The sequence below is a fragment of the Mycobacterium sp. MMS18-G62 genome, from assembly GCF_053877835.1.
The window spans coordinates 5,821,203-5,845,284 of record NZ_CM132662.1; the positions used below are offsets into that span (position 1 = coordinate 5,821,203).

The 24,082-nt window shown below is 62.6% G+C and carries 24 protein-coding genes; 15 read left to right on the forward strand and 9 right to left on the reverse strand.

The window, feature by feature from the left end; translation table 11 throughout:
• Positions 1-47: 47 nt before the first annotated feature.
• Positions 48-1,241, forward strand: coding sequence for an amidohydrolase family protein (locus ACWW36_RS29045; RefSeq protein WP_456139359.1), 1,194 nt, complete (start codon positions 48-50; stop codon positions 1,239-1,241).
• Positions 1,238-1,711: a MaoC family dehydratase gene (locus ACWW36_RS29050; protein WP_456139360.1), complete on the forward strand. Its 474-nt coding sequence runs from the start codon at positions 1,238-1,240 to the stop codon at positions 1,709-1,711. Before ACWW36_RS29045 ends, ACWW36_RS29050 begins: the two co-directional genes overlap by 4 nt.
• A gap of 193 nt (positions 1,712-1,904) precedes the next feature.
• Here ACWW36_RS29050 and ACWW36_RS29055 read toward each other — a convergent pair whose 3' ends face one another.
• The gene (locus ACWW36_RS29055; RefSeq protein ID WP_456139361.1) at positions 1,905-2,315 is read right to left on the reverse strand and encodes a nuclear transport factor 2 family protein; all 411 of its coding nucleotides are present in this window, start codon (positions 2,313-2,315) and stop codon (positions 1,905-1,907) included.
• Between the two features lie 120 nt (positions 2,316-2,435).
• Entirely contained in the window at positions 2,436-3,650 is a 1,215-nt protein-coding gene (locus tag ACWW36_RS29060; protein ID WP_456139362.1) for a cytochrome P450, read from the reverse strand.
• Positions 3,651-3,928: 278 nt separating this feature from the next.
• Here ACWW36_RS29060 and ACWW36_RS29065 point away from each other — a divergent pair, with 278 nt between their 5' ends.
• Positions 3,929-4,474 carry a TetR/AcrR family transcriptional regulator gene (locus tag ACWW36_RS29065; RefSeq protein ID WP_456139363.1) on the forward strand — a complete coding sequence of 182 codons (546 nt, stop codon included), beginning with the start codon at positions 3,929-3,931 and terminating at the stop codon, positions 4,472-4,474.
• Positions 4,475-4,686: 212 nt separating this feature from the next.
• Here the strand turns inward: ACWW36_RS29065 and ACWW36_RS29070 are convergent, their stop codons facing one another.
• Together ACWW36_RS29070 and ACWW36_RS29075 are read right to left on the reverse strand one after the other, a co-directional pair.
• On the reverse strand, positions 4,687-7,047 hold the full coding sequence (locus ACWW36_RS29070; protein ID WP_456139364.1) for a CaiB/BaiF CoA transferase family protein: 2,361 nt from the start codon (positions 7,045-7,047) through the stop codon (positions 4,687-4,689).
• Positions 7,044-8,504 carry an aldehyde dehydrogenase family protein gene (locus tag ACWW36_RS29075; protein WP_456142668.1) on the reverse strand — a complete coding sequence of 487 codons (1,461 nt, stop codon included), beginning with the start codon at positions 8,502-8,504 and terminating at the stop codon, positions 7,044-7,046. The genes ACWW36_RS29070 and ACWW36_RS29075 overlap by 4 nt, the downstream gene beginning before the upstream one ends.
• A 255-nt stretch (positions 8,505-8,759) precedes the next feature.
• Here ACWW36_RS29075 and ACWW36_RS29080 point away from each other — a divergent pair, with 255 nt between their 5' ends.
• The 9 genes from ACWW36_RS29080 (at position 8,760) to ACWW36_RS29120 (ending at position 16,124) form a co-directional block, all read left to right on the forward strand.
• On the forward strand, positions 8,760-9,932 hold the full coding sequence (locus ACWW36_RS29080; RefSeq protein ID WP_456142669.1) for a cytochrome P450: 1,173 nt from the start codon (positions 8,760-8,762) through the stop codon (positions 9,930-9,932).
• Entirely contained in the window at positions 9,932-11,113 is a 1,182-nt protein-coding gene (locus tag ACWW36_RS29085) for an acyl-CoA dehydrogenase family protein (protein WP_456139365.1), read from the forward strand. The genes ACWW36_RS29080 and ACWW36_RS29085 overlap by 1 nt, the downstream gene beginning before the upstream one ends.
• An 11-nt stretch (positions 11,114-11,124) precedes the next feature.
• On the forward strand, positions 11,125-11,676 hold the full coding sequence (locus ACWW36_RS29090; RefSeq protein WP_456139366.1) for an FAS1-like dehydratase domain-containing protein: 552 nt from the start codon (positions 11,125-11,127) through the stop codon (positions 11,674-11,676).
• Positions 11,676-12,089 carry a Zn-ribbon domain-containing OB-fold protein gene (locus ACWW36_RS29095; protein WP_456139367.1) on the forward strand — a complete coding sequence of 138 codons (414 nt, stop codon included), beginning with the start codon at positions 11,676-11,678 and terminating at the stop codon, positions 12,087-12,089. Before ACWW36_RS29090 ends, ACWW36_RS29095 begins: the two co-directional genes overlap by 1 nt.
• Positions 12,090-12,108: 19 nt before the next feature.
• Positions 12,109-13,221, forward strand: coding sequence for an acyl-CoA dehydrogenase family protein (locus ACWW36_RS29100; RefSeq protein WP_456139368.1), 1,113 nt, complete (start codon positions 12,109-12,111; stop codon positions 13,219-13,221).
• Positions 13,218-13,670 (forward strand): MaoC family dehydratase, encoded by a 453-nt coding sequence (locus tag ACWW36_RS29105; RefSeq protein WP_456139369.1) that lies wholly within the window; start codon positions 13,218-13,220, stop codon positions 13,668-13,670. Before ACWW36_RS29100 ends, ACWW36_RS29105 begins: the two co-directional genes overlap by 4 nt.
• Entirely contained in the window at positions 13,667-14,836 is a 1,170-nt protein-coding gene (locus ACWW36_RS29110; protein WP_456139370.1) for a lipid-transfer protein, read from the forward strand. Before ACWW36_RS29105 ends, ACWW36_RS29110 begins: the two co-directional genes overlap by 4 nt.
• 15 nt (positions 14,837-14,851) lie before the next feature.
• Positions 14,852-15,454, forward strand: a complete 603-nt coding sequence (locus tag ACWW36_RS29115) for a TetR/AcrR family transcriptional regulator (RefSeq protein WP_456139371.1) — start codon at positions 14,852-14,854, stop codon at positions 15,452-15,454.
• Between the two features lie 97 nt (positions 15,455-15,551).
• The gene (locus tag ACWW36_RS29120; RefSeq protein WP_456139372.1) at positions 15,552-16,124 is read left to right on the forward strand and encodes a hypothetical protein; all 573 of its coding nucleotides are present in this window, start codon (positions 15,552-15,554) and stop codon (positions 16,122-16,124) included.
• Positions 16,125-16,146: 22 nt separating this feature from the next.
• Here the strand turns inward: ACWW36_RS29120 and ACWW36_RS29125 are convergent, their stop codons facing one another.
• Genes ACWW36_RS29125 through ACWW36_RS29135 form a run of 3 tightly spaced genes read right to left on the reverse strand, consistent with a single transcriptional unit; the run spans position 16,147 to position 19,196 of the window.
• A complete protein-coding gene (locus tag ACWW36_RS29125) occupies positions 16,147-17,319 on the reverse strand; it encodes a cytochrome P450 (protein ID WP_456142670.1) in 1,173 nt (390 codons plus the stop codon).
• 53 nt (positions 17,320-17,372) lie between these two features.
• Complete coding sequence (locus tag ACWW36_RS29130; RefSeq protein ID WP_456139373.1) at positions 17,373-18,620, reverse strand: CaiB/BaiF CoA transferase family protein; 1,248 nt, start codon at positions 18,618-18,620, stop codon at positions 17,373-17,375.
• Positions 18,621-18,665: 45 nt separating this feature from the next.
• Complete coding sequence (locus ACWW36_RS29135) at positions 18,666-19,196, reverse strand: nuclear transport factor 2 family protein (RefSeq protein WP_456142671.1); 531 nt, start codon at positions 19,194-19,196, stop codon at positions 18,666-18,668.
• A 99-nt stretch (positions 19,197-19,295) separates the two neighbouring features.
• Here ACWW36_RS29135 and ACWW36_RS29140 point away from each other — a divergent pair, with 99 nt between their 5' ends.
• Positions 19,296-20,909, forward strand: coding sequence for a class I adenylate-forming enzyme family protein (locus ACWW36_RS29140; protein WP_456139374.1), 1,614 nt, complete (start codon positions 19,296-19,298; stop codon positions 20,907-20,909).
• Positions 20,910-20,912: 3 nt separating this feature from the next.
• Here ACWW36_RS29140 and ACWW36_RS29145 read toward each other — a convergent pair whose 3' ends face one another.
• Entirely contained in the window at positions 20,913-21,332 is a 420-nt protein-coding gene (locus ACWW36_RS29145; protein ID WP_456139375.1) for a VOC family protein, read from the reverse strand.
• Positions 21,333-21,410: 78 nt separating this feature from the next.
• On the opposite strand from ACWW36_RS29145, the gene ACWW36_RS29150 reads away from it, so the two are divergent.
• Both ACWW36_RS29150 and ACWW36_RS29155 read left to right on the forward strand, forming a co-directional pair.
• Entirely contained in the window at positions 21,411-22,199 is a 789-nt protein-coding gene (locus ACWW36_RS29150) for an SDR family NAD(P)-dependent oxidoreductase (RefSeq protein WP_456139376.1), read from the forward strand.
• A 16-nt stretch (positions 22,200-22,215) separates the two neighbouring features.
• Entirely contained in the window at positions 22,216-23,295 is a 1,080-nt protein-coding gene (locus tag ACWW36_RS29155; protein WP_456139377.1) for an NAD(P)H-dependent amine dehydrogenase family protein, read from the forward strand.
• Here ACWW36_RS29155 and ACWW36_RS29160 read toward each other — a convergent pair.
• Entirely contained in the window at positions 23,292-24,074 is a 783-nt protein-coding gene (locus tag ACWW36_RS29160; protein ID WP_456139378.1) for an SDR family NAD(P)-dependent oxidoreductase, read from the reverse strand. The genes ACWW36_RS29155 and ACWW36_RS29160 overlap by 4 nt on opposite strands.
• Positions 24,075-24,082: the final 8 nt, after the last annotated feature.

Genomic DNA, 24,082 nt, shown 5'->3' on the forward strand with positions numbered 1-24,082 from the left:
GAAAGCGTAAACGGTGATATTCGCTGCTCCGAGGAGGAATCGGAACCATGTCCCCCCGTTCATTGCCGTATCCGGTGTTCGACGTCGACAACCACATGTACGAGACCGAGGACGCGCTGACGAAGTACCTGCCGAAGGAACACCGGGGCAAGGTCGGCTACGTCGAGGTCAACGGGCGACCGAAGCTGGTCGTCAAGGACCACATCAGCCACATGATCCCCAATCCGACGTTCGCCAGGGTGGCCAGACCGGGCAGCGCCGAGGACTATTTCCTCGGCAACAACCCCGAGGGGCTGAACTTTCGCGAATTCATCGGCGAGGCAATGGATGTCATCCCCGCTTACCAAGCGCCTGCCCCTCGGTTGGAGCTGATGGACGAGCTCGGTATCGACCAGTGCGTCATGTATCCGACCCTCGCCAGCCTCATCGAGGAGCGCACGACCGATGATGTCGTGCTCACCCACGCGATCATCCACGCTCTCAACGAGTGGATGTACGAGCACTGGACGTTTAACTACAAGGAACGCATCTTCGCCACACCGGTGATCTGCTTGCCGCTGGTCGACGAGGCCATCAGGGAGTTCCACTGGGGTCTCGAGCGCGGTATGAAGACATTCCTGGTCCGGCCCGCGCCAGTGCCCAGTCGGTTCGGCGGCTCGCGCTCGATGGGTCTGCCGGAATTCGACCCGTTCTGGCAGGAGGTGGTCGATGCCGGAACGCCGGTCACCATGCACGCCTCGGACAGCGGCTACCAGAAGCACCTCATGGAGTGGGAGGGCGGCGACGAGTACCTGTCGTTCAAGCCGAGCGCACTGCGCGAAGTCGTGATGGGACACCGTGCGATCGAGGACACTTTGGCCGCGATGATCTGCCACGGCGCGCTGTCGCGCTTCCCCGACCTGAAGATTCTGTGCGTCGAGAACGGCAGCGGCTGGGTGCGCAACCTTCTCGAACAGCTCAACACGGCGTACAAGATCATGCCGAAGGAGTTCGACGAGCATCCCGTCGAGGTGTTCAAGCGCAACATCTATATCCACCCGTTCCTCGAGGACGACCTCAAGGGCATCGTCGACATCATGGGCGAGGACCACGTGATGTTCGGCTCCGACTTCCCGCACCCCGAGGGCATCGGCGACCCCTTGAGTTTTGTCGACCGCATCGATGGCTTCTCCGAGACGGCGAAGGCAAAGATCATGGGCGGCAACGCGATGGAGCAGCTGGGCATCAAGGTCCCGGCGTGACGCAGGCGCCCACGAATCCGACTGTCTACGAGGGCATCTCGGCTTTCGAAGCCCACGTGGGTGAGCACCTCGGCTACAGCGACTGGCGACAGATCACCCAGAGGGAAATCGACTTGTTCGCGGAGGCGACCGGGGATCATCAATGGATCCACGTCGACGTCGTCAAAGCGGCAAGCGGCCCGTACGGCAAGACCATCGCGCACGGCTACCTGACTCTGTCGCTGGTTCCCATACTGGTGCAGCAGATCTACCAGGTGACCGGGTTGTCGATGCAGGTGAACTACGGCGTCGACAAGCTCCGCTTTCCCGCGCCGGTTCCGGTCGACTCACGCATTCGGGCCGGCGCAGAGCTGATCAAGGTGGAACGCAACGACAAGGGCGGCCGAGCGACCGTCCGGGTCACCGTCGAAGTCGAGGGCTCCGATCGACCGGCCTGTGTCGTCGACACCATCGCTGCGATGATCGCCTAACAGTCGCGAGCGGCATCTCGATGTTGACTACTACTGCACGGACCGCAACCCGCGCACGCACCCAGCGTTCAGGTACGGCACGCACGCATATGTGCCTGGGACCCCCACCCGCATGGGGCACACGCGGAGCTGCCGCAACTCCGAATAAACGGCACGTGTCATTGGCGGAAGTCTCCAGACACCTCATCGACAACTAGGCGAACTCCATTAGCAGATGGGTCAACCTCAATTCCGCTATCCGCCAACCTCGTTCGTCGCGAATCCAGCGGTCGTGATAATGGCCGTAGGCGGTAAGTGAGGCACCGCTCTTCCACACCACTCGCTCCTGCACCGCCCAGACCACGCGTGCCTCGTCACCATCGAGTTCGAATTCGGGCGAATGAACCTGATGAACGGTCTTGGCATCTCCGACCGATGCCCTGACCGCTTCGAGCGCCGCGTTTCGCCCGACGATCGGCGACGCCTTAGGGTTGCCGTCGGTCAGATCGAACACCAGATCCTCGGTGAGCAGGGCAGCGAGTTCCGCCCAGTTCTTGGTGTCCATCAATCGGCAGTACCGTGCTTTGGCTTGTTCCAGATCGAAGCAGGCCTGGAGATCGTCCATCTTGATGTCCTCTCAGCCGGTATACGCCGAATAGCGACTTTGACCGCGAGCCAGCGGGTTGATTCATCACTACTACGGGCCCTGGGCCGAACGCGACGCGTCGGATCTGCAGCCGGCCAGTCATCGAACGGCCAAGCGCAATCGTTCACGACGGCGTACCAGAATGCTTGGTAACCAAGGCCCTATTTCAACAGCGTCGATCCAATGGGTGCGCTCAAGTAAAGTGCCCAACACAATCTGCGCTTCCAGCCTGGCCAATGCGGCCCCTATGCAGAAGTGCGCGCCTTTACCGAAGGCGAGGTGTCCTTTCGCCGCAGTCCGGTCCAGTCGAAACTCATTGGGTTCGTCGAACTGCGCTGGATCGCGGTTGGCTGCTCCCCATAGGAGCAATAGGTGCGAATCGGCGGGAATATCGACACCGCCCAGCGAGGTGTCACGCCAAACGTGTCGATAGTGCCCCCTGAACGGGGGTTCGAATCGCAGGGTTTCCTCGATGAAAGCGCCCAAGAGCTCCGGCTCGTTGCGGAGCTGCTGTTGAACATCTGGCTTCTCGGCCAGAATCCCGGCAGCACTGCCCAACAGCGAGGCTGTCGACTCGCCGGCCGCGCTGAACAACGTCAGCATGATGGTGAGGGCAACCACCTGGTCGATCTCTCCCGATGCGCAACGCGTCGCCAGATCGCTGATCAAGCCGGGCTGAGGGTCATTCGCCGCCGTCTCGAAATGTTCGAGGACGTAAGCTCCAAGTTCCATCGCCGCCATTCCCGCGGCCTCGATCTGTGTAGAGGTGATCAAGCCATCCAGTAATGCGGTCGTCGCATAACCGCATCTGATGAGATTGTCGACATCATTCTCCGGTAGCCCCAACAATTTTGCGACGACCATCATTGGAAGTCGGTTGGCCATGGCACTCATCCACTCGTAGTGCCCGTCATCGAGGTTCTCATCCCACAGCCGTTTCGCGGTCTGGTCCGCGAACTGTTCGATGATTCGGACCCGTTTGGCGGAGAGATGCGGCACCAATATCTTGCGATGATCGGCATGCAGCGGGTCGTCTGCGGTAGCCAGAACATTGTGAGAACCGCCGGGCTGACCCATGGCGAATGGCACGACGGTGCCGTCTTCCTGATACACCATCGTGGCGGTGAGGTTCGATGAAAAGTCATCCACTCGAGCAATGGCCTCGATGGTTGCGTCCCAACCACACACGACGTAGAACGGCGATTCTCCGACTCGATGTACGGGGGCTCGCCTGCGCAACTCGTCATAAATCGGGTAAGGGTCCTGGATAGCGTCTGCGCCAAAGAACTGAATCGGATCGTTGATGACGGTCACCGATTCAGGGTGGTCGTAGGCCGCCGAGGTCGTCAACGGTGCGGCACAAAGTTGCAATGGCGGAGTCGCCCGATGCCAGAATCGTTTTCTCACACTAGTGCGCTGATTAGGCAATTCGCGAGCGTCTTGTAGAGCGCCGGTTCTCACCGCGAGAGAACGGCTTATCCGCTGGCGGGTGTCTCGCAGTGCCGCGCCGCCGTAGAGTTGCGAAGAATCAGTGCGCATCTACAAGCCTCGCGACGGATTCCACTGACATGGCCCATGGAAGAAGGTTCGCGGTGACACAACGCGATGACTGGCTCGTCGGTTCGAATCGGGGCAGCGCAGCAACTGAGCGAATTTTCGCAGCAGCGACTGATCTGGTCTCCCGAAAGGGCATCGAAGGCTTCAGTATCGAAACACTTGCTCAGAAGGTCCACTGCTCGCCGGCAACGATCTACCGTCAGGTGGGCGGTAAGACGGTGATACTCGAGGGCATCATTCGCCGAGCTTCGCAGCACGTGCTCGGATCGGTCCGGCAGGCTATTGAAGGACTGACAGGACCGGATCGAGTCGTGACTGCAATCGAAGTAGCGCTCGAGAACATCCGTGCACAGCCCTTCGGCGAGCTGATGATGGGCGCGATCAGTCCCGACAGCGACCGAGGATGGGTAATCACGTCACCTCTTGTGGCCGATCTCGCCGGGGAGATGATCGGGGAGGCCGACCCTTTGGCCGCTCAATATCTTGTTCGGATCACTTTTGCATTGTGGTACTGGCCGGTGGAAGATCGAGAATGCGAACGCCAGTTGATACGCAGATTTGTGGGACCCTCGTTCTTCTGAAGTAGGGCCACAAAATCTCCGGTGGGATCCCGCGACGTGCGCCAAGAGTGCGCTGCAATGGTCGCCTGACTTGTCGCGAGCGGCGTCACTCGAGTGGGATCAGTCTGAACTCTCTGCACAGAGAGTGCTGTTTGTGCAAAAATGTAAACAGTTATTTTCGCTCGGTAGGCAGATCGTATAACACTTCGCGCCTCGTTGATCACGAGCGGCCGTCACGCATTCAGCAGCCGCTCGCCGATCACCCGTCGTTCGCGCAAACCCGCCACGTCGGCGTCCGACAACCCCAGAGCCTGCAGAACCTCGGCGTTGTGCTGACCCAGCGTCGGCGACGGCGAGCGGTGGTGTTGCGAAGGACCCGGCGTGATCCGGAAAGGCCAGCCCGGGTAGCGCTGGCGTCCCGAGAGCCGATGCTCGAGATCGGTGTAGTAGCCGCGGGCTTCGAGCTGGTCGACGTCGTACATGCGGTCGCCAGTAAGCAGACGCTCGGCAGGCACACCGTGACGCCGGAGCGTCTCGGCCACGTCGTCCGGCCCCCGGGTGACCGTCCACTGCTGTAGGACGTCGTCGAAAGCGTCATGGTTGGCCAAGCGGGCTTCGGGTGTGGCGAATCGCGCGTCATCGCGGAGTTCTGGGCGACCGATCACCTCGAGCACAGCGGCCCAGTCGGCGTCGTCGCGCACCGAGATCGCCACCCATTCATCTTCGCCACTGGCCGGATAGACACCCTGGGCATAGGCGCGGTGCCGGTTCCCCTCCCGCTCGGGCACTCGGCCAGTCAGCGAGTACTCGATGACCGGTTCCGCCATCAGCGCGGCGCCGACCTCGATCTGCGCAACCTCGATCAGTTGGCCCTCACCGGTTCTGCGCTTGTGGTCGAGCGCAGCAAGGAGCGCGACGGTGGCGTGCACACCCACAATCGGGTCGGCGGGTCCCTGCAGGTTGCACGGTGGGCCGTCGGGGTAGCCGGTGGCCGCCGACATGCCGGACAATTGCTCGAAATTCAGCGCCCACCCGACGTAGTCGCGCCACGGACCTTCGAGTCCGAGGCCCGGCATCCGCATCATGATGACGTCGGGGTTGATCTCGTTCAAGGAGGCATAGTCCAGACCGAAATGCTCCACAACGCGCGGTGAGAAGTTCTCCACCACCACGTCGGCCTCTGCCGCCAGCCGCAGCGCAAGTTCGCGACCGGCATCCGATGTCAGGTCGAGGGTGATATCACGCTTGTTGAGGTTGGTGGCCTGCCACATCGGCCCGATCTCGTACCAGTCGTCGCTGCTGCGCAGTAGCGAACCCGAGTATCGATGACCGTCGGGGCGTTGGATCGACTCGACCTTGAGGACGTCCGCGCCGAACGCGCCCAAGTACATCGTGAGGTACGCACCGGACCAGAATGTGCTCAGATCAAACACTTTCAGGCCCGAGAACGGTGCGTCGATCTGCTCGACAGGTCGTGACGACGATGGCGCGGCGCGATTATCCCAACCGACTGTTGCGTCACCCAGTCGCGGCGCGGACCGCGGAGCACTCACCGGCGTTTTCGCCAACCGGAAGGGTGCGCCCGGTCGCATGAAGCGTGAACCGTCGACGTCCCCTTCGACGAAGAACCCACGATCGCGATATTGCGGCGACTCCAGAATGGTCGCTCCGTCGTTCACCGGTGCCGCGGGAATCCGCATGGCCTGACTGAGCTCCACCAGATCGGCTACGTTCATCGATTCGAGCCACGGCTGCGCTTTTGCGAAGAACTCGTCCCGCTCGGGCCCACCCAACATGATCGCGATCTGATGCTCCCCGAATTCGGGAAGCCCGACCATCGCGCACACATCCAGCCAGTGCTGACCGGTCAGGCAGTTGATCCCGATCCAGCCGTCGGCTGCCCGCACGATGCCCAGCATTGGTGCGGCCTTGGAGTTGGGCGGCAGGCCAAGGCTTTTCAACCGCGCGGCCATCAGCATCGGATAGGGCAACGTCGACAACAGGGCCTCGAAGGCCGAAACGTCGACCTCGATCACCCGGTTCGTCCCGGCGTCGGCGATCCGCAACGCCGTCAGGGCGCCGAGCGCGGCGTAGCAACCGGCGATGTACTCGGGGATGCGTGCGCCGGCCTGCACCGGTGGCCGGTCAGGCTCGCGGGTCGACACCCAGCCGGCGGCGGCCTGCAGGGTCAGCGGTGTGGACTGCCGATCGAATCGCGGTCCGTCCTGTCCGTAGTCGGAGATCCGCACTACGACGAGATTGGGGTTGATCTGTTGCAGACTGTCGTGGTCGATTCCCCAGTCCCAACGCTGCGCCGCTCCCGGTGCCAGATTCTCGACCAGCAGATCTGCCTGCGCGATCGGAGCGTGGAGCACATCGGTGTGGGAATCGAGATCGACTGTCAATCCGCGCTTTCCGGCATTCAGATATTCAAAGAGTCCGCCGGAAGTCCCCCACTTCCTCAGCGGATCGCCTGCCGGTGATTCGACCTTCAACACATCAGCGCCGAGATCGACGAGCAATTTGGTGCAGTACGCCGCAGTGATGTCGCCGCCGAGCTCGATGACACGCAGACCAGCAAGCGGTCCCGTCATGCAGGCACTCCAATTGCCTTGGGCTCCATGTAGGCCCGCATGCCCATCACACCGCCTTCACGCCCGATACCGCTCTGATTGAAACCCCCGAACGGGGCGTCGCCCGATATGGTGCCGTTGATCGAAATCTGACCGGTCCGAATCCGTCGCGCGATATCGACTGCCCGGTCGACGTCGGTGCCCCAGATCGCACCGCCGAGGCCGTACGCCGAGTTGTTGGCGATCGCAACGGCGTCGTCGTCTCCGCTGTAGGACAACACGGTCATCACGGGACCGAACACCTCTTCCTGCGCGATGTAGGACTCGGCGGTCGCATTGGTCAGGATCGTCGGCTCGAAGTAGTAGCCAGTGCCGAGATCCTTCGGACGTCCGCCGCCGGCAACCACTTTCGCGCCGTCCTGCTCCGCACGCTTGACGAAGCCCTCTACTCGGTCCAGGTGTTGACGACTGATCAACGGTCCCATCGTCACATCCGCGTCGCGCGGATCCCCGACCTTTACGTTCTGTGCGAGTTCCACCAAGCGGCTCACGACATCGTCGTGGAGGGCGTCGGGCACCACGAGCCGACTGTTGAGGATGCAAGCCTGCCCGGCGTGCAATGTGCACCCGTCGAAGAGAATCCGCTCGAGCAGTTCGTCGGTGACGTCGACATCGTCGAGAAAGATGCACGCGGACTTGCCGCCGCATTCGAGCAGAATCCGCTTCATCGTGGAAGCCGAAGCGGCCATCACGTCGCGACCGACCGACGAACTGCCGGTAAAGGTGACCATGTCCACCCGGGGGTCGAGGGTCAATACCTTGCTGGCATCGATGCCGCTCGGCGTGACGACATTCACCACGCCGGGTGGGATGTCGGTCTCCTCGTCGATGATGCGCGCCAGCGCCAGCCCGGCCAGCGGGGTGAGCGGCGACGGCTTGAGGACCATCGTGTTGCCCGCGGCCAGCGCGGCACGCAGCTTCATGATGTTCAGCGTGTGTGGGAAGTTCCACGGCGTCATGGCCGCGACCACGCCGAGCGGCTCATGCCTCAGCAGCGTGGTGCCTGCGGCCCCCCAGAAATCTTCGGGAGCTTCGACGGGCTCGAGTGCGAGTTCGGCGGCACGGCCTGCCATGAACGCGGGACCGTCGACCTGGATCAATCTCTCGTTTGCTGTGCAGCCCCACTCGGTCTGCGCCAGCGCGTAGATGTCGTCCCCCCGCGCGAGCAGCGCGTCACTGAGCTGCTGGAGGCAGCGGGATCGTTCCTCGGGTGCCGCCGCGGACCAGATGCCGGAGTCGAACGCGGAGCGCGCCGCGGCGATCGCCGATTCGACCTGGGCCACGCTGGCGTCGGGTGCCGTCGAGATGACCTGCTCAGTGGCGGGATCGACGACGTCGTAGCGTCCGTTGTCCGGTTCCACCCACCGACCGCCGATGTAGTGCCCGTAGCGGTCGACGAGGGGACACGACTCGGCCATTTGCAACTCCGCCTTCCGCACCGCACAGAATCCGACATCTTCAACAAAGATGTACACCCACGGACCTTGAGACGTCAACGTACTCGGATTTTACCTGGATAGATACCTAATTGACAGGTGCCGTTTGAGTGCGGTAGACACATTGTTAGCGGACATTATTGCCATATCTGTCCGATCAATCTTCGGCGACGAGGAAGGTCTGCAGTGCCCACTGAGCCCGCACCTGGAGTTTCTCGCCCCACGTCCGCGTATCCACTGCATTCCCCCGATTTCTACGCAGGGGATCCATACCCGGCCTATCGGGAACTGCGCAACAGCACACCGGTCGTCTGGAACGACGTCACGAACTTCTGGGCGCTGACGAAGTACGAGGATGTGCGCTTCGTGTCCGGACACCCCCACATATTTTCGTCGACCAAGGGCATCACGATCCCGGATCCCGAAATGCCCAGCCCGGTGCAGGAGGGGAATCTCATCTTCACCGACCCGCCGCGGCACCGGCAGCTGCGCAAGCTCATCAACTCGGGCTTCACGCGACGCCAGGTCACGTTGCTGGAGCCCAAGGTCCGCGAGATCGTCAAGGGCATCCTCGACGACGTCGATCCGTCCAGGGAGTACCAATTCGCCGAGGAGATCGCCTCTCCGCTCCCCACCCGGATGATCGCCGAGATGCTCGGTGCGCCGCCGGACGACTGGGAGCAGTTCCGGGCCTGGTCGGATGCAGCGGTGGGGACCGCCGATCCTGATATCGAGCTGGACAACTTTGTTGCGCTCGGCGAGCTCTACGAATACTTCACGAAGTTGATCGATACACGTCGCTCCGGCGAGGTCACCGGGCAAGACGACCTGCTCAGCATCTTGGCGGCGGCAGAGGTCGACGGCGAACGGCTAACGGATGCCGACCTGCTCAATTTCTCGTTCCTGCTCCTGGTGGCGGGCAACGAGACCACCCGCAACCTGATTGCGCTCGGCACCCTGGCGCTGCTTGATCATCCCGATCAATTCGCACTTCTCCGCTCGAACCCCGAACTCATGGGAAGCGCTGTCGAGGAGATGCTGCGATTTACCAGCCCCGTGACACATATGGCGCGGGAAGCCACCGAGGACGTCGAGATCCGCGGCCAGTTGATTAAGTCCGGCGAGACGGTGGTCATGCTCTACGGCGCGGCCAACCGCGACGAGGAGATCTTCGGCGCCAACGGGGAGGAGTTCGACATCACCCGTAGCCCAAACGTGCACATCGCATTCGGTGCCGGTGAGCACGCCTGCCTCGGCGCGCAGCTGGCGCGGCTCGAGGCTCGGATCATGTTCGAGGTGTTGCTGGGTACATATCCGACGATCGAATTGACCGGAGACGTGACTCGCCTGCGCGCCACCATGGTGCCCGGAGTCAAGAAGATGCCCGTACGACTGGGAGTGAGCATCTGATGGACTTCGACTACACCCCCGAGCAAGAACAGCTCCGCAAGGACTACCGCGAACGCCTCGAGGCCGTCATGACCCCCGAGCGACGTGCTGCCGTGGCGGGGCTGACGGAGGGCGGCGCGGCGATGACCGAGTGCCGGCGCGCCCTCGGCGAGGCCGGCCTGCTCGGCGTCGCGTGGCCGACAGAGTACGGCGGCGGTGGCCTGACGGCCTTGGAACAGTACATCTTCGGCGAGGAGGCGCGGCGGGTGAAGGCACCGCTGCCCATGATCACGCTCAATACCGTCGGACCCACACTCATTCAGTACGGAACCGAGGAGCAGAAGCAGAAGTTCCTTCCCGCGATCCTGAAGGGCGAAGTCGACTTCGCGATCGGATACTCCGAACCGGGGGCCGGCAGCGATCTGGCCTCTCTACGCACCAGCGCGGTGCGCGACGGCGACGAGTTCGTGATCAACGGGTCCAAGATGTTCACCAGCGGGGCCGAATTCGCCGACTACATTTGGCTGGCCGCCCGAACAGATCCGGAAGCCAAGAAGCACAAGGGCATAACGGTGTTCATCGTGCCGACCGACTCACCCGGCTTCTCCTGGAAACCCCTTCACACGATGCCGGGTGTCTCGACGTACTACACATTCTACGACGACGTGCGTGTTCCGGAGAGCGCCATCGTGCTCGGCGAGAACCAAGGTTGGAAGCTTGTCACCAACCAGCTGAACCTCGAACGGGCCGCGCTCGGCAATCTCGGCGCGCTGGAACCGCTCTTCAACAAGACCCTGGAGTGGGCCAAGACCACCGAACTCGACGACGGGTTCGTGATCGATCAGCCCTGGGTGCAGCAAGCCTTGGCGCGAGTGGAAGCACAAGTTGCCGCCTATCGGCTCCTGAACCTGCGAGTCAACACGAACATGAGTTCAGGTGGGCTGGGCATGGGTGAAGCCTCGGCCGCAAAGGTTTTCGGCACCGAACTCACCCAGCAGGTGGCTCGTGAACTGCTTGACGTCGTAGGCCAAGCCGGCTCACGAAAAGGCTCAACCGCGCCTCTGAAGGGTGAACTGGAAAGCGCCTACCGATTTGCCGTCATCAATACCTTCGGTGGCGGCGCCAACGAATTGCAGCGCGACATCATCGCCATGGCCGGTCTCGGAATGCCGCGCGCACCCCGGGACATGCGAGCCTCCTGAAAGGAAACGCAGTGACCGAGACGACGAAAGACGAACTCCGCCAGCGCCTCGACGCGCTGGTCGGTACGCCCACCGACGGAGTCGGCAAGCCCTCTCACGCGCCCGATCCGGTAAACGCCGCGATGATCCGACACTGGGCGTACGCGCTGGACGACATGAATCCGGCATACCTCGATGAGGAGTTTGCCGCATCGTCCCGGTACGGAGGGATCGTCTCGCCTCCGGTGATGCTGCAGAGCTGGACGATGCCTCCACCCAAGCTGGCGGGCATCCACGAGCGTGGCGGTGTGCCAATCGAAATCAAGACCAATCCGCTGCAGTTCCTCTCCGACGCCGGCTACACGGGCATCATCGCGACGAACTCCGAGTTCGAAATCGAACGCTATCCCCGTGTCGGAGACCAGATCACCGCCGAGACCGTCTTCGACTCGATCTCTGACGAGAAGAAGACCGCGATGGGCAACGGCTTCTTCGTCACCTGGGTGACCACCTACCGCGATCAGAACGGCGACGTCATCGGACGCCAATGGTTCCGTACCCTGCGATTCAAGACGGGAAGTTGATGGCCAGCAGACTCGCACCCTCGATCAGCCCGGACACCGAGTTCTTCTGGTCGGGCTTGAAAGACAACGAACTTCGCATCCAGCGTTGCGTGGATTGTCAGACGTTGCGGGTGCCACCGCGGCCGATGTGCGGCAAATGCCAGTCGCTCAACTGGGACTACGTGGTGTCGTCCGGTCGCGGCACGGTGTACAGCTTTGTGATGCCGCAGTATCCCCCGCTGCCGTTTCTCCAGTACCCCTATGTCGTTGCGCTCATCGAACTCGACGAGGGCGTCCGCATCGTGTCCAACCTCTGCGACATCGAACCTGATGCCATCGAAGTCGGAATGCCGGTCGAGGTCTTTTACGAGACCTTTGAAGCCCTGCCCAGTGGTGACGAGTTGGTATTGCACCAATTCAGGCCAGCCAACTGACTGAAGGCAAGCAGACACAATGGATTTCACGTTCACCGAAGAACAAGAGACGGTCGGCAAAGTTGCGCGTCAGCTGTTCGAACACCGCGCGACGCCAGAGCACCTGACCGAACTCGAGTCCAAAGACGAGCGCTACGACGCCGCGCTGTGGAACGAACTCGCATCCTCAGACCTGCTCGGCATCGCACTGCCAGAGTCGGTGGGCGGCAGTGGCGGCGGATTCCTCGAACTGGGCGTTCTGCTCAGCGAGGTCGGCTACAGCGTCGCACCGGTTCCTGTGTACGCCACCCTCCTTCTCGGCGCGGACACGATTGCTCGGCACGGCGATTCGGAGATGCAGCAGCGGTACTTGCCCGGCGTCGTCGATGGCAGCACGATCCTCACTGCCGCGCTCGCCGAGCCCGGGAGCTCCGATCCGACCACACCCCGCACCACCGCCCGTTCCGATGGCGACACTTGGCGACTCTTCGGCACCAAGGAGCTCGTGCCTGCGGCTCAACTCGCTGCGGCGATCGTGGTGTCGGCGCAAACAGATAACGGTCCCGGGCTGTTCGTGGTGGAGACAGGAACCGACGGCGTGACCATCACGCCTGTACGCACCACCAACGGCGAACCCCATGCCGACGTCGAGTTGACCGGAGCTGTCGGCCGCAGGCTCACCCAAAACGAGGGCGCGGACATCGTCGGCTCGCTCTACTTCAGAGCTCTCGTCGGTCTGTGTGCGATCCAGATCGGCGTCGTGGAAAGAGCCTTGAAACTGGCCGCCTCGTACACCAGCGAGCGCGAACAGTTCGGCCGCCCGATCGGATCCTTCCAAGCTGTTCAGCAGCGTCTCGCCGACGCCTTCATCGACGTCGAAGCCATCCGATGGACCACCTGGCACGCGGCATGGCTGATCGCGGAGAAAAGGCCCGCCGGTCGCGAAGCGCGCATTGCCAAGTTCTGGGCGGCCGAGGCGGGAGCCCGCGTTGCAGCGTCGGCCCAGCAGGTACACGGCGGCATGGGTATCGACGTCACCTACCCGCTGTCCCGTTATTTCCTGTGGGCCAAGCAGAACGAACTTGCACTCGGCTCGGCGTCTCAGCAGCTCGCCCGGCTCGGAAACACGTACTCGGAAGGAAATGGCAAATGACCTCCACACTCAGGCGCACCGAAACCCTCGCCTGGAACACCATCAACGTCGGTGACGAGGTCACGCCAATGGACGTGCCGGTGACCACCACGCTGATCGTCGCGGGTGCCATCGCCTCGCGCGACTACATGCCGGTGCACCACGACCGCCACTTCGCCAATTCCCAAGGCTCCAAGGACATCTTCCTCAACATCCTGACCACCAACGGGCTGTGCGTGAAGTTCCTTCATGACTGGGCCGGACCCGAGGCGATGGTCAAGAAGCTGTCCATCCGTCTCGGCGTTCCCGCATACCCGAACGACCCGCTGCACTTCGAAGGCAGCGTCACCGATAAATCGTCGGCAGACGGCGAAGGCTTGGTAGAGGTTACGTTCAAGGGCACCAACAGCCTCGGTGCACACGTCAGCGGGACAGCGGTGCTCAGCCTGCTCGACGGAGTCGAGGCATGACCGACCGTCTGGGCGGCAAGGCGGCGCTGGCCGGCATCGGTCAAACGGAGTTCTCCAAGGAGTCGGGCCGCACCGAAATGCAATTGGCCTGCGAAGCGGTCAAGGCGGCCATCGATGATGCGGGTCTGCGCCCCAGCGACATCGACGGCATGGTGACGTTCAGCGTCGACGAGAACGAGGAGATCGAGGTCGCGCGCAACGTCGGCATCGAAAACCTGTCGTTTTTCACCAGGGTCCCGCACGGCGGTGGCGCAGCTGCGGGCACCGTGATGCAGGCCGCAATGGCCGTCGCGACCGGGGTCGCCGAAGCCGTGATGTGCTATCGGGCTTTCAACGAACGCTCCGGTTTCCGCTTTGGTGGCGCTGGACGCCAACCCGGCGTGACACCTCTGTGGATGGCGCCGTACGCCCCCTTCGGCTTCATGACGCCTGCAGCTTGGGTCTCGTTGCACGCTCAGCGCTACATGTCCACCTACGGGGTCACCAATGCCGACTTCGGCAAGATCTCCGTCATCGACCGCAAGCACGCCGCCAAAAATCCAGACGCCTGGTTCTACGGAAAACCGATAACCATTGAGCAGCACCAGGAGTCGCGCTGGATCGTCGAACCGGTGGTGCGCTTGCTGGACTGCTGTCAAGAGAGCGACGGCGGCGTCGCGATGGTGGTGACCAGCGTCGAGCGGGCGAGGGATCTGCCCAATCCGCCGGCCGTCATCACGGCGGCCGCACAGGGCGCGGCCTACGACGGCGAGGTGATGACGAGTTATTACCGCGACGAGATCACGGGTCTACCCGAAATGGGTGTGGTCGGCAACAAGCTTTGGGGCGATTCGGGATTGAAGCCAGACGACATCTCAACGGCGTTCCTCTACGATCACTTCACTCCGTTCGTGTTTACACAGCTCGAGGAGCTCGGTTTCTGCGGACGAGGCGAGGCTAAGGATTTTGTGTCGATCGACGAGTTGTCACTGGGTGGGCGGATGCCGATCAACACCAATGGCGGGTTGTTGGGCGAGGCCTACATCCACGGAATGAACGGCATCACCGAAGGAGTGCGCCAGGTACGCGGCACGTCGTACAACCAAGTCGACAACGTCGAGCACGTTCTGGTCACCTCGGGCACCGGCGTGCCGACCAGCGGCCTGATCCTCGCACCCGACCGGTAAGAAAGAGGGTCCTCGATGACGCAGGCAACGGCGACTGACACCCGAGATGCCATCATCTCGGCGGCCTTTGCGTGTTTCCGGACCCGGAGCCTCGCCAAGACGACCATCGTCGACATCGCCAGGGAAGCCGACGTATCACGCAGCACGTTCTACGAATATTTCCGCGACAAGGAGACGGTCGTCGAGGCATGCGCCGAGGCTGCGTCACAGCGGTTCTACCGAAACATGGCGAAAGCGATCGACCGTCACGGTGGCAGCACCCTCGAAGGCCGGCTGGTTCGCGCTGCCGTCTTCGTCGCCCAGGCGCGTCGAGTCGTCGAACCGGAGGCGTACTTCGACGACGCCGAAGTGAATTTGATGATGACGAAGAACGCCGCAACGCTTCTGAAGGAATGCACCGAGTTTCTTGCGCCGTACGTCTCGGCCGCCAGGCTGACCGGCGAGGTCCGAAGCGATCTCGACGTCGCTTCTGCCACAGAATGGTTCGCGCGCATGCTGTTCTCGCTGTTCACCACCCCGTCTCCAACGATCGATATGCGCGATGACGATGCCGTCGCCGAGTTCGTGCGTGCCTACGCCGTCAACGGATTCATCGACGGCCGCTCCCGACGGCGGTAGCGCACCCATGACGCAGCCATTGGAGGTCGCTCGCGTCTGTGGAAATGTATATTCTCATAGTTGCAATGCGTTATTATCGCCGCAAAGGAGAGGTCCCGTGAAACAGACCGTGGCATCCGCGTTGAATGATCCCGTACCGCCGCAGCCACGGACCCGCCCATCGAGCCGAGGCAGAGCAACCCCCCACCAACTGCTGGTGCTGGGAGTCGATATCGCCGACGTCGTCACAGGAGCGGGTGGACTGATCTGCGACTCGGTTCGGGCCGGCTTGGACGTCAAGGTCTGCCTGGAAGTAATCGGTGACGAACAGGCCCTGCGGATACTGGGCGTGCGCGCATGTGAACTGCCGGATCGCTTCGAGTTCGAATCGGAGTGGCCGGACGCCGTCTACTTTGCGTCTGCGTTGCACGAGCGGCATCCGGGTGTTCGCCGGCTGGTCACCGGTGCCGCTCGACGCCGTTGCACTGATGCGGGGGTGTGGGGTGGCATGTGGCCACTGGAACGCGAGACCGGAGTCGGTATCGAGCACCGACTCAGCACCGCCGCACGCGCATTCAAGATGCACGCGATGCAGGCAGTCGGGAAGCCAGCACACATTTCGCCCACGGAACCGTTTCGGAGCGGCCTACGAAGCCTTGCCGATGTTCCGCTGCCGTTACCGCGTAGATAGTGCCGCGACGAGAGGCTTTGTGTCAGACCGCTTTACGTACTGGGACATTGGCCCAGCCACATACGTTGGACATCGCTAGCCGTCGCAACCCGCCACGGTCCACCTCGTAGTCGGGAATGAAGTTGAGCAGCGCCTCGAGTGCGATGCGGCTCTCCATCCGCGCCAAGGCGGCGCCCAGGCAACTGTGTATGCCGTATCCGAACGCGAGATTGAAGCCCATCTTGCGTTCGCGGTCGATGTCCAAACGGTCGGGATCGTCGAACATCCGCTCGTCGCGTGTCGCCGAACCGGTGACGAGAAGCACCGCGCTGTCGACGGGAATCGTTGTTCCGTAATACGTTACGTCGCGTGTCGCGGTGCGGACCTGATACTGCGATGGCGCTTCATAACGCAGCAGTTCTTCCACGGCGGCGGTTACTTTGCTTCGGTCTTCGCGGAGTTTGCGCCACTGGTCGGGAAAGTCGGCGAACGCGACCATCGCATTGCCAACCAACTTCGTGACGGTTTCGGCGCCCGCACCGCCGAGCATCGTTGCGAACCCGGTGATGTCGACATCGGTGAGTTTCTCGACCACACCGTCACGCTCGATCTCCGTCTCGATCAGACGGCTGATCATGTCGTCCTCGGGCTTGGCTCGCCGCTGCTGCACCAGATCGTAGTAATACAGTCCGGTGTTGACTGAGGCCTCGTATCCCCTTTTGGTGGTGGCGATTTCACCCGGATGGCGCTCCAGCAGCAGATCCAACCACTGCCGGATCTGGTCGCGGTCCTGCTTGGGGACGCCCAGCATGGTGGTGATGACCTCGTTGGGAAAGAGAGCCGAGAAGTCTGCGACGACATCGAACGATTCGGGGTTCAGCGCGTCGAGTCGTTCGTAGACCTTCTCGCGCACCATGTCTTCCAGCGCCGCAATCGCCCGAGGGGTGAACACATTGCTCACAAGCCTGCGCATCTTCTGATGCTCAGGCGGATCCATGGAGATGATCACCTTGGGCACAGGGATGGCGTCGTCATGGGCCTTGACCATGTCAAGGGTCGCACCCTTGGCAGACGAGAAGGTCTCGTGATCCTTTGTCGCAGGTGCGACATCGTCGTAGCGCGTCAGCGCCCAGAAGTCCCATTGTTCGTTGTAGTACACGGGCGCTTCGTCGCGAAGCCGACGATAGGTGTCATAGGCCCCGTTGAAGAAGTCCATGGAGAACGGGTCGAAGTCGATGGAGTCGTCGGTGAGCCTGGGTGTCGCCGAGTTCACAGGATTGCACCTGATTTCTTGTACGTCTCGATGGTGTCCCAATCGATGCCCGCATCTAACAGGATTTCCTCGGTGTGCTGACCGTGCTCCGGCGCGCCGGGCGGGACCACGGCCTTTTCGTCGAACTGAACTGGGTTGGTAGGCAATGAAAATGGCGTCCCACTAATGGTCTGCGTGTGCGCCACATATCCGTTCGCGGTGACCGCCGGGTCCTGGCACAGCTCGCCCGGTGTCTGCACGATTCCCCACGCGCCGGAAAGCGGTGCCAACGAGACGCGCCACTCCGCAAGTGTGCGCTTCGCGAACGCCTCGTCAAGCAACGCGATAAGCGCGACCCGGTTCTCGTATCGCGACGCCGGGTCGGCGAAACGCAGATCGTCAATCAACTCCGGCAGACCGATCACCGCCATCGCCTCGGCGTAGAACTTGTCGAGCTGCAGCATCATCAGCTGGACGTAGCGATCGTCGCGGGTTCGGTACGTTCCCACCAACGGGTTGGGCGCGTCGGCGTGCCCGAACTTGGGAATCGCACTGCCACCATGTATTTGGCTCACCGCCACATCCGGGCTGAGGTTCCATGCGGCCAGGGCCAGAAGCGACACGTCGACGATCGAACCGTTACCGGTGGTCGCCTTTTTGTAGAGCGCAGCAGCAATGCCGCCCGCGATTGTCATTCCTCCGAGAAGGTCACCGAAGGCCGGACGCGAACGCACCAACTCGTCGGAGTCCTCCGTCAGGACGGTGGCGATGCCGCCGCGCGCCCAGTAGGACACCCCGTCGTAGCCGGGCTTGTCGGAGTCCGGCCCCTTCGGGCCGTGCCCTGACCCGCGCACGTAGACGATGCCCGGGTTGGCGGCCCTGATGTCATCGACATCGATGCCGAGTTTCCTGCGTCGCTCCGGCAGATAGCTCGTCAGAAACACATCGCAGGTTTTGGCCAGTTCACGAACCACTTCCTGACCACCAGGCGTGCTCAAGTCGACTCCGATCGATTTCTTTCCGCGGTTGGGGATCTCGATCATGTAGTTGACCGCACCGCCGCCCGAGTCGACGATGCCCATCGTGACGAGACCGCGTTGCGGATCGCCACCGTCACGCGGCTCGACCTTGATGACCTCTGCGCCCCATTCCGCGAGGACTGCTCCTGCCGATGGGACGAACGTCCAAGCGGCGACCTCTAGGACGCGTACTCCCTTGAGCACCTTGTCGTCGGAAATGTCGGCCTCCCCAGCGATAACGGGCATTTTCGTAAAACGAGAATGGCACTTGCGAACCGCTTTGTAAACCTGCTACGGCCGCGGTGAGAGCCGTTTGGGCAGTTCGGGGTCTCCCTCCTCCCAGAACGCGCGCCATGTCGGCATCCGGTGCGGCATCGCCGCCCGGAGTTCGACATCGGTCGGCCACCGGATGAAGTCCGGTCCCGGCCGCTCCGTCACGTCAACTGAGTACCACGGATGTTCGCGCCGCTTGACGAAACACCACTGGCCGTCGCGACGTTCGTAGACGTCGTCGTAGCGCATCGTGATGACGTACCAGCCGTCACCGTCCTCATGCTCGGCGCGGCAATAGACCGAGCCCGTCGCATGATCGGCGTCGGTGAAATCGAACTGGTGCCCGCAGATCAGGTGAATGCTGCGGTAGAACCGCCGGAGGACCTCGTCGTACCAGCGCTTCAAGGCCTCCCGTCCGCGGCCCTGCGCGCCCGCCTCGACGTCCTCAGCGAAGAGCGCCACCAGTCCGTCCAGGTCACGGGCGTCCAGCGCCATGGCGTAGCGGCTCGGCAGCTGGCCGATCGCCAGACTGGACTTGATCCGATCCAGAGGGTCCGCAGGCGCCATGGCTGCAGTGTAGATCGCCGAGTCCGCCTGGCGAGAACCAGTGTTCTCGTTTTCGCGGAAAGGCCACTATCCTGTTGGGCCATGCCCTTCCCAACCATCACGCCCACGATTCCTGCGCTGGTGAGGTCGAGTGCCGCGCGTTTTGCGGACAAACCGTTCCTCATCTCCGACGGGCAGGTCTTGACGTACATCGACCTGGACATGCGTTCGTCGAAGTTGGCAACAGCCCTACTGGCCGAAGGCGTTGGCAAGGGTGACCACGTCGGAATCCTGATGCCCAACAGTGTGGAATGGGCGATCGCGTGGTTTGCGACGACGCGCATCGGCGCCGTCGCAGTTCCCCTCAATACCTTCTACAAAGCTTCTGAACTTGCCTGGACGGCCCGTCACGCCGACCTGAAAGCAATTCTGGCCCGGTCAGCCTTTCGCAACCACGACTTCGTCGAGCGGCTCGAGGAGGCGTTACCGGGACTGGCAGACCAGCAGGATCCCGGTCGCATCGTCCTGCGCAAGACGCCCTACCTACGCACGATCGCTGTATGGGGAGCGTGTGATCGCGCCTGGGCGACCGCTCTCCCCGACGAGGACTCCCCGCCGGGAATTGAGTTGGACTTCATGGTCGACGTCGAATCGTGTGTGACTCCTGCTGACGACGCAATGATCATCTACACCTCGGGCAGCACCGGAGACCCGAAGGCACCCGTACACACGCACGGCACACTCGTCCGCCACACCTACAATCTGACCTTCGACTACGGAGTCACCGCAGACACCGTGATGTTCACCGCCATGCCGTTCTTCTGGGTGGGAGGTCTGATCACCGGCGTGCACGCCGTCATTCACCATGGCGCCACACTCGTGACACAGCCCGCGTTCGATGCCGCCGAAGCGCTGGAACTGATCGAGCGCCATCGCGCGACCATTGCGCTCGGGTGGCCGCAGCAAGGCAAATCATTGTCGGAGCACCCTGATTTCGCACGGCGCGATCTCAGTTCGGTGAAGCGCACCAGCATGCCTGCCATGGTGCCGCCTCATCGGCGACCCCAGGGACCGAATGCGCTCGGCATGACCGAACTGTGCGGAAACCACATCGGAGTCGATCCTTATCCGCCGCAGCCACCGGATCGCGCTGAAACGGGCGGGGTCTCGATCGAGGGCCTCAGCCACCTCTTGGTTGATCCCGATACAGGAACACCGGTCCCGGTAGGGACGGACGGCGAGATCTGGGTGCGCGGTTACTCATTGATGCAGCGACTGTATAAGCGCGAACGTGAAGACGTTTTCACCCCTGACGGCTACTACCGCACCGGCGACTGTGGCGTCGCTTACGACGACGGCTGGATCAAGTTCACCGGGCGGTTGGGTGATCTGATCAAGACGGGCGGTGGAACCAACGTCACACCGAGCGAAGTGGAACTGGCACTGGCAGATTGCGACGGCGTGCTCGAGGCCTACGTCGTCGGCGCGGAGAGCGGAAGCAATGGCACTGTAGTCGCGGCAGCTGTCGTGCCGCGTGGGGATTCAGAACTAGATACGGAGGAACTACGGGCTCAGCTACGAACTCGTCTGTCGGCGTACAAGGTGCCGAAGTTCATCTGGATCACCCAGAAGGACGCGCTGCCGTTCACTGCGACCGGCAAGGTCAAGAAGTCAGACCTCGCCAAACAACTGAGCGGATTGCTGGGGGAACGATAACTGTCAGGGCAGGTTGGTCTCCAGCAGCGTCAAGGGGATCCCGAAAAGAGGCCGCAGTTTCACTTCGGTGACCGTGAAACCATCGCCCTCGACATGTTGGCGGAAGTCGGGCTGGGTGCCATGACGTATCGCGATGTCCTCGGCCACTTCGCAATCGGCTGTCCGCACGACCACGGAGAACAATCCGGCGCCGTTGCAGGCGAGGAAATCGGCCGCAGTTCCTGGCTCGTTCGGCGCCTCGGGCAGCGGCGATATCAACTCGAACCCGCGGTCCCAATCGAGCCTGATTGCGAGGCCGAGCTCCTCGTGGTCGAACGCCTGAAATTGAAAGCCCAGCGCTGTGAGGTATTCGGCCGCCCGATCGAGCCGCTCCCGTGCGATGGCGAAGACCACGTGATGCAGCACCGGCGGCGACTGGGTCATGCCGTTACCTTATGCCGGTTGTGAAGTCGGGTTTCCGAATTGCGGAAACTCATATTCTCACTGCGGTAGATTCGCCGCGTGGCGTTAGAACAGTTCCAGCTGGACAGACAGGTGGCGGTCGTGACGGGCGCCGGCCGTGGTGTCGGTGAGGGCATCGCGAAAGTGCTCGCGGAAGCCGGCGCGGCGGTCGTCGGGACCGCGCGCACGTCGTCCGAAATCGAGGCGACGATCGAAGAGATCACCGCTGCGGGCGGCAAGGGGCTCGCTTTGACGGCGGATGCGCTCAAGCGCGAGGACAGCGAGCGAGTGGTACGGACGGCGGTAGACGCGTTCGGCCGCATCGACATCCTGGTGAACAATGTGGGTTTCGCGACCTACGGCCCGTTCCTGAGCCTCACGTCAGACAACCTGCGCCGCACATTCGACTACTGCGTGACGTCGGCCTTCGACATGAGCCAACTCGTTGTGCCTCACATGCTGAAGGTGGGCCGCGGTTCGATCGTCAATATCTCCTCAGGGGCAAGCCGATTCGGCATTCGTGGGCTGCTGCCGTATTCCGTGGCCAAGGGTGGGCTCGAGGCGCTCACCAGAGCCATGGCACAGGAACTCGCGCCGAAGATCCGTGTGAACGCCATCGCCCTCGGCGCATTCTTGACGACCGGGCTGCAGTCGAGCTTCGACTTGATGCCGGGCTCCGAGGAGAAGCTGAAAGAGCGGACGCCGCTACATCGCATCGGCGACGTGGCCGACCTCGGCCGCCTGACTCTCTATCTATGCACGCGGGACTGCTACGCCACCAACTCGACCTTCATCGTCGACGGCGGCCTGCAAGGCCCCAATTCCGAATTGCCAATCCCCGATCTGTGACCACGTAGGAGCAAGCATGAGCGACAAGGTGTTGCGGGTAGCCGTCATCTCCACCGGGTGGATCAGCAGCCTGGCGATACGCGCGATAGTCCGCCGCTCGCATCTCGAGCTCGTCGGGGTGTGGGTGCACAGCGCAGAGAAGGTCGGACGCGACGCCGGCGAGATCGTCGGCATCGGCGACATCGGGGTGCCGACGACCAACGATCTCGACGACATCATCGCTTTGAAGCCCGACTGTGTCGTCTACGGGGCCGCGAGCGCGGAGATGGATGCCGCTGCGGTGCGGGACTACGTGCGCCTGCTCAACGGCGGACTCAACGTGGTCACCACGAACACGCCAGGAATGATGTTCCCGGACAGATGGATGCCCGAACTGGCCGATCAGGTGCGCGCAGCCGCGCTGGCGGCTGGGGTCACGATATACACCTCGGGGATCGAACCCGGTTTCGCCGGAGATCAGTTCGCGGTATTGCTCACGACGCTGTCGAACAGAATCACCTCGATTCGCGCGCAAGAGATCTTCGATTACTCGGCGTATCCCAATCAGGACCTGTTGATCACCGCGATGGGGTTCGGTAGACCGCTCGACTTCACGCCGCTGCTGGAGCTCGAGGGTGCACAGCAGTTCGCGTGGGGGCCGCCGATCGGGCTGGTGGCCAAAGCCCTCGGCGTCGAACTCGACCGTATCGACGAGTCTTACGAGCGCGCGCTCACCCCGCGCGACCTGTCCGTCGCGTGCGGAACGATTCCCGCCGGTACGGTTGGCGCGGTCCGCGCCGTGACCAGTGGCGTCGTCAATGGCCGCCCAGTGATCACTATCGAGCACATCAACCGGATGGCTCCTGATTTGGCCCCCGAATGGGCGACCGCCCCAAATGGCACATACCGACTGATCATCGAGGGTCAGCCACATATGCAATGCGATCTGAAGCTCGGGACTGAAGACACTCCGGAGTCGGGAAATGACAACGCGATGGAAGCGACGGCCATGCGCGTCGTCAATGCCATTCCCTATGTCGTCAACGCGGCACCGGGAATCGCAACATCGCTGGATCTGCCGATCACCGCGCCGCGCAACGCGATCGATATCGGCTAGACGGTGAACATCGGTCCACGGGGCGCGCCGCGGACCTCGTTGCCCCCATCGATGGCGAAACTCTGCCCGGTCATCCAGCTCGACTCGGGCCCGGCCAGATAACGGACGCCAGGAGCGATATCGTTGGAAACCCCAAGCCTGCCCAGCGGAACCCTTTCGAGGAAACTGCTCGTGAGCTCCTCTAGATGGATGTAGCCCTGGGTAGTCGCCGCTTCGGTCAGACCCGGGCGTACCGCGTTGACGCGGATGCCGCGCGGCCCGAGCTCAGAAGCGGCAACCCGGATCATCATCTCGAGCGCGGCTTTGCCCGCCGAGTAATGGCCAAGTCCCTCCATCGGGATCTTCGAAGAGGTCGACGAGATGAACACGATCGAGCCACCGTCGGTCATCAATGGCACCGAGTAACGCATGGCCAGAAAGTTCGACCGCAGGTTGCCCATAACCAGATCCGTGAATTTCGCGAGGTCCTGTTCCACGAGCGGGCCCGTGCCGCCAGTGGCGACGGTACCCACGACGATGTTCAATCGGTCGTGTACGTCATGGGCCGCCTGGGCGGCCGCCTTGACAGTGGCCTCGTCCTCCGGATCACCTTTGTGCAAGACGATTTCGGCACCCGGCGCGGCCTGAAGAACGTTCTCGCGGGCGGCCTCCAGCCTCGTCATCGATCTGCCCAGCAGGTACAGCGTCGCGCCGTCGGCGGCGAGCAGTTTGGCGCTGGCCTGTGCAATACCCGCCGAGGCGCCGAGGATGAACGCGGTCTGACCATCGAGCACACCCATGCAACCAC

Bases quoted from the DNA above. Each gene is read 5' to 3' on its own strand.
- ACWW36_RS29045 (WP_456139359.1), top strand. From the start codon at position 48: ATGTCCCCCCGTTCATTGCCGTATCCGGTGTTCGACGTCGACAACCAC.
- ACWW36_RS29055 (WP_456139361.1), bottom strand. From the start codon at position 2,315: ATGGACGATCTCCAGGCCTGCTTCGATCTGGAACAAGCCAAAGCACGG.
- ACWW36_RS29070 (WP_456139364.1), bottom strand. From the start codon at position 7,047: ATGACGGGACCGCTTGCTGGTCTGCGTGTCATCGAGCTCGGCGGCGAC.
- ACWW36_RS29075 (WP_456142668.1), bottom strand. From the start codon at position 8,504: ATGGCCGAGTCGTGTCCCCTCGTCGACCGCTACGGGCACTACATCGGC.
- ACWW36_RS29085 (WP_456139365.1), top strand. From the start codon at position 9,932: ATGGACTTCGACTACACCCCCGAGCAAGAACAGCTCCGCAAGGACTAC.
- ACWW36_RS29095 (WP_456139367.1), top strand. From the start codon at position 11,676: ATGGCCAGCAGACTCGCACCCTCGATCAGCCCGGACACCGAGTTCTTC.
- ACWW36_RS29100 (WP_456139368.1), top strand. From the start codon at position 12,109: ATGGATTTCACGTTCACCGAAGAACAAGAGACGGTCGGCAAAGTTGCG.
- ACWW36_RS29105 (WP_456139369.1), top strand. From the start codon at position 13,218: ATGACCTCCACACTCAGGCGCACCGAAACCCTCGCCTGGAACACCATC.
- ACWW36_RS29110 (WP_456139370.1), top strand. From the start codon at position 13,667: ATGACCGACCGTCTGGGCGGCAAGGCGGCGCTGGCCGGCATCGGTCAA.
- ACWW36_RS29115 (WP_456139371.1), top strand. From the start codon at position 14,852: ATGACGCAGGCAACGGCGACTGACACCCGAGATGCCATCATCTCGGCG.
- ACWW36_RS29125 (WP_456142670.1), bottom strand. From the start codon at position 17,319: ATGGACTTCTTCAACGGGGCCTATGACACCTATCGTCGGCTTCGCGAC.
- ACWW36_RS29130 (WP_456139373.1), bottom strand. From the start codon at position 18,620: ATGCCCGTTATCGCTGGGGAGGCCGACATTTCCGACGACAAGGTGCTC.
- ACWW36_RS29140 (WP_456139374.1), top strand. From the start codon at position 19,296: ATGCCCTTCCCAACCATCACGCCCACGATTCCTGCGCTGGTGAGGTCG.
- ACWW36_RS29145 (WP_456139375.1), bottom strand. From the start codon at position 21,332: ATGACCCAGTCGCCGCCGGTGCTGCATCACGTGGTCTTCGCCATCGCA.
- ACWW36_RS29155 (WP_456139377.1), top strand. From the start codon at position 22,216: ATGAGCGACAAGGTGTTGCGGGTAGCCGTCATCTCCACCGGGTGGATC.
- ACWW36_RS29160 (WP_456139378.1), bottom strand. From the start codon at position 24,074: ATGGGTGTGCTCGATGGTCAGACCGCGTTCATCCTCGGCGCCTCGGCG.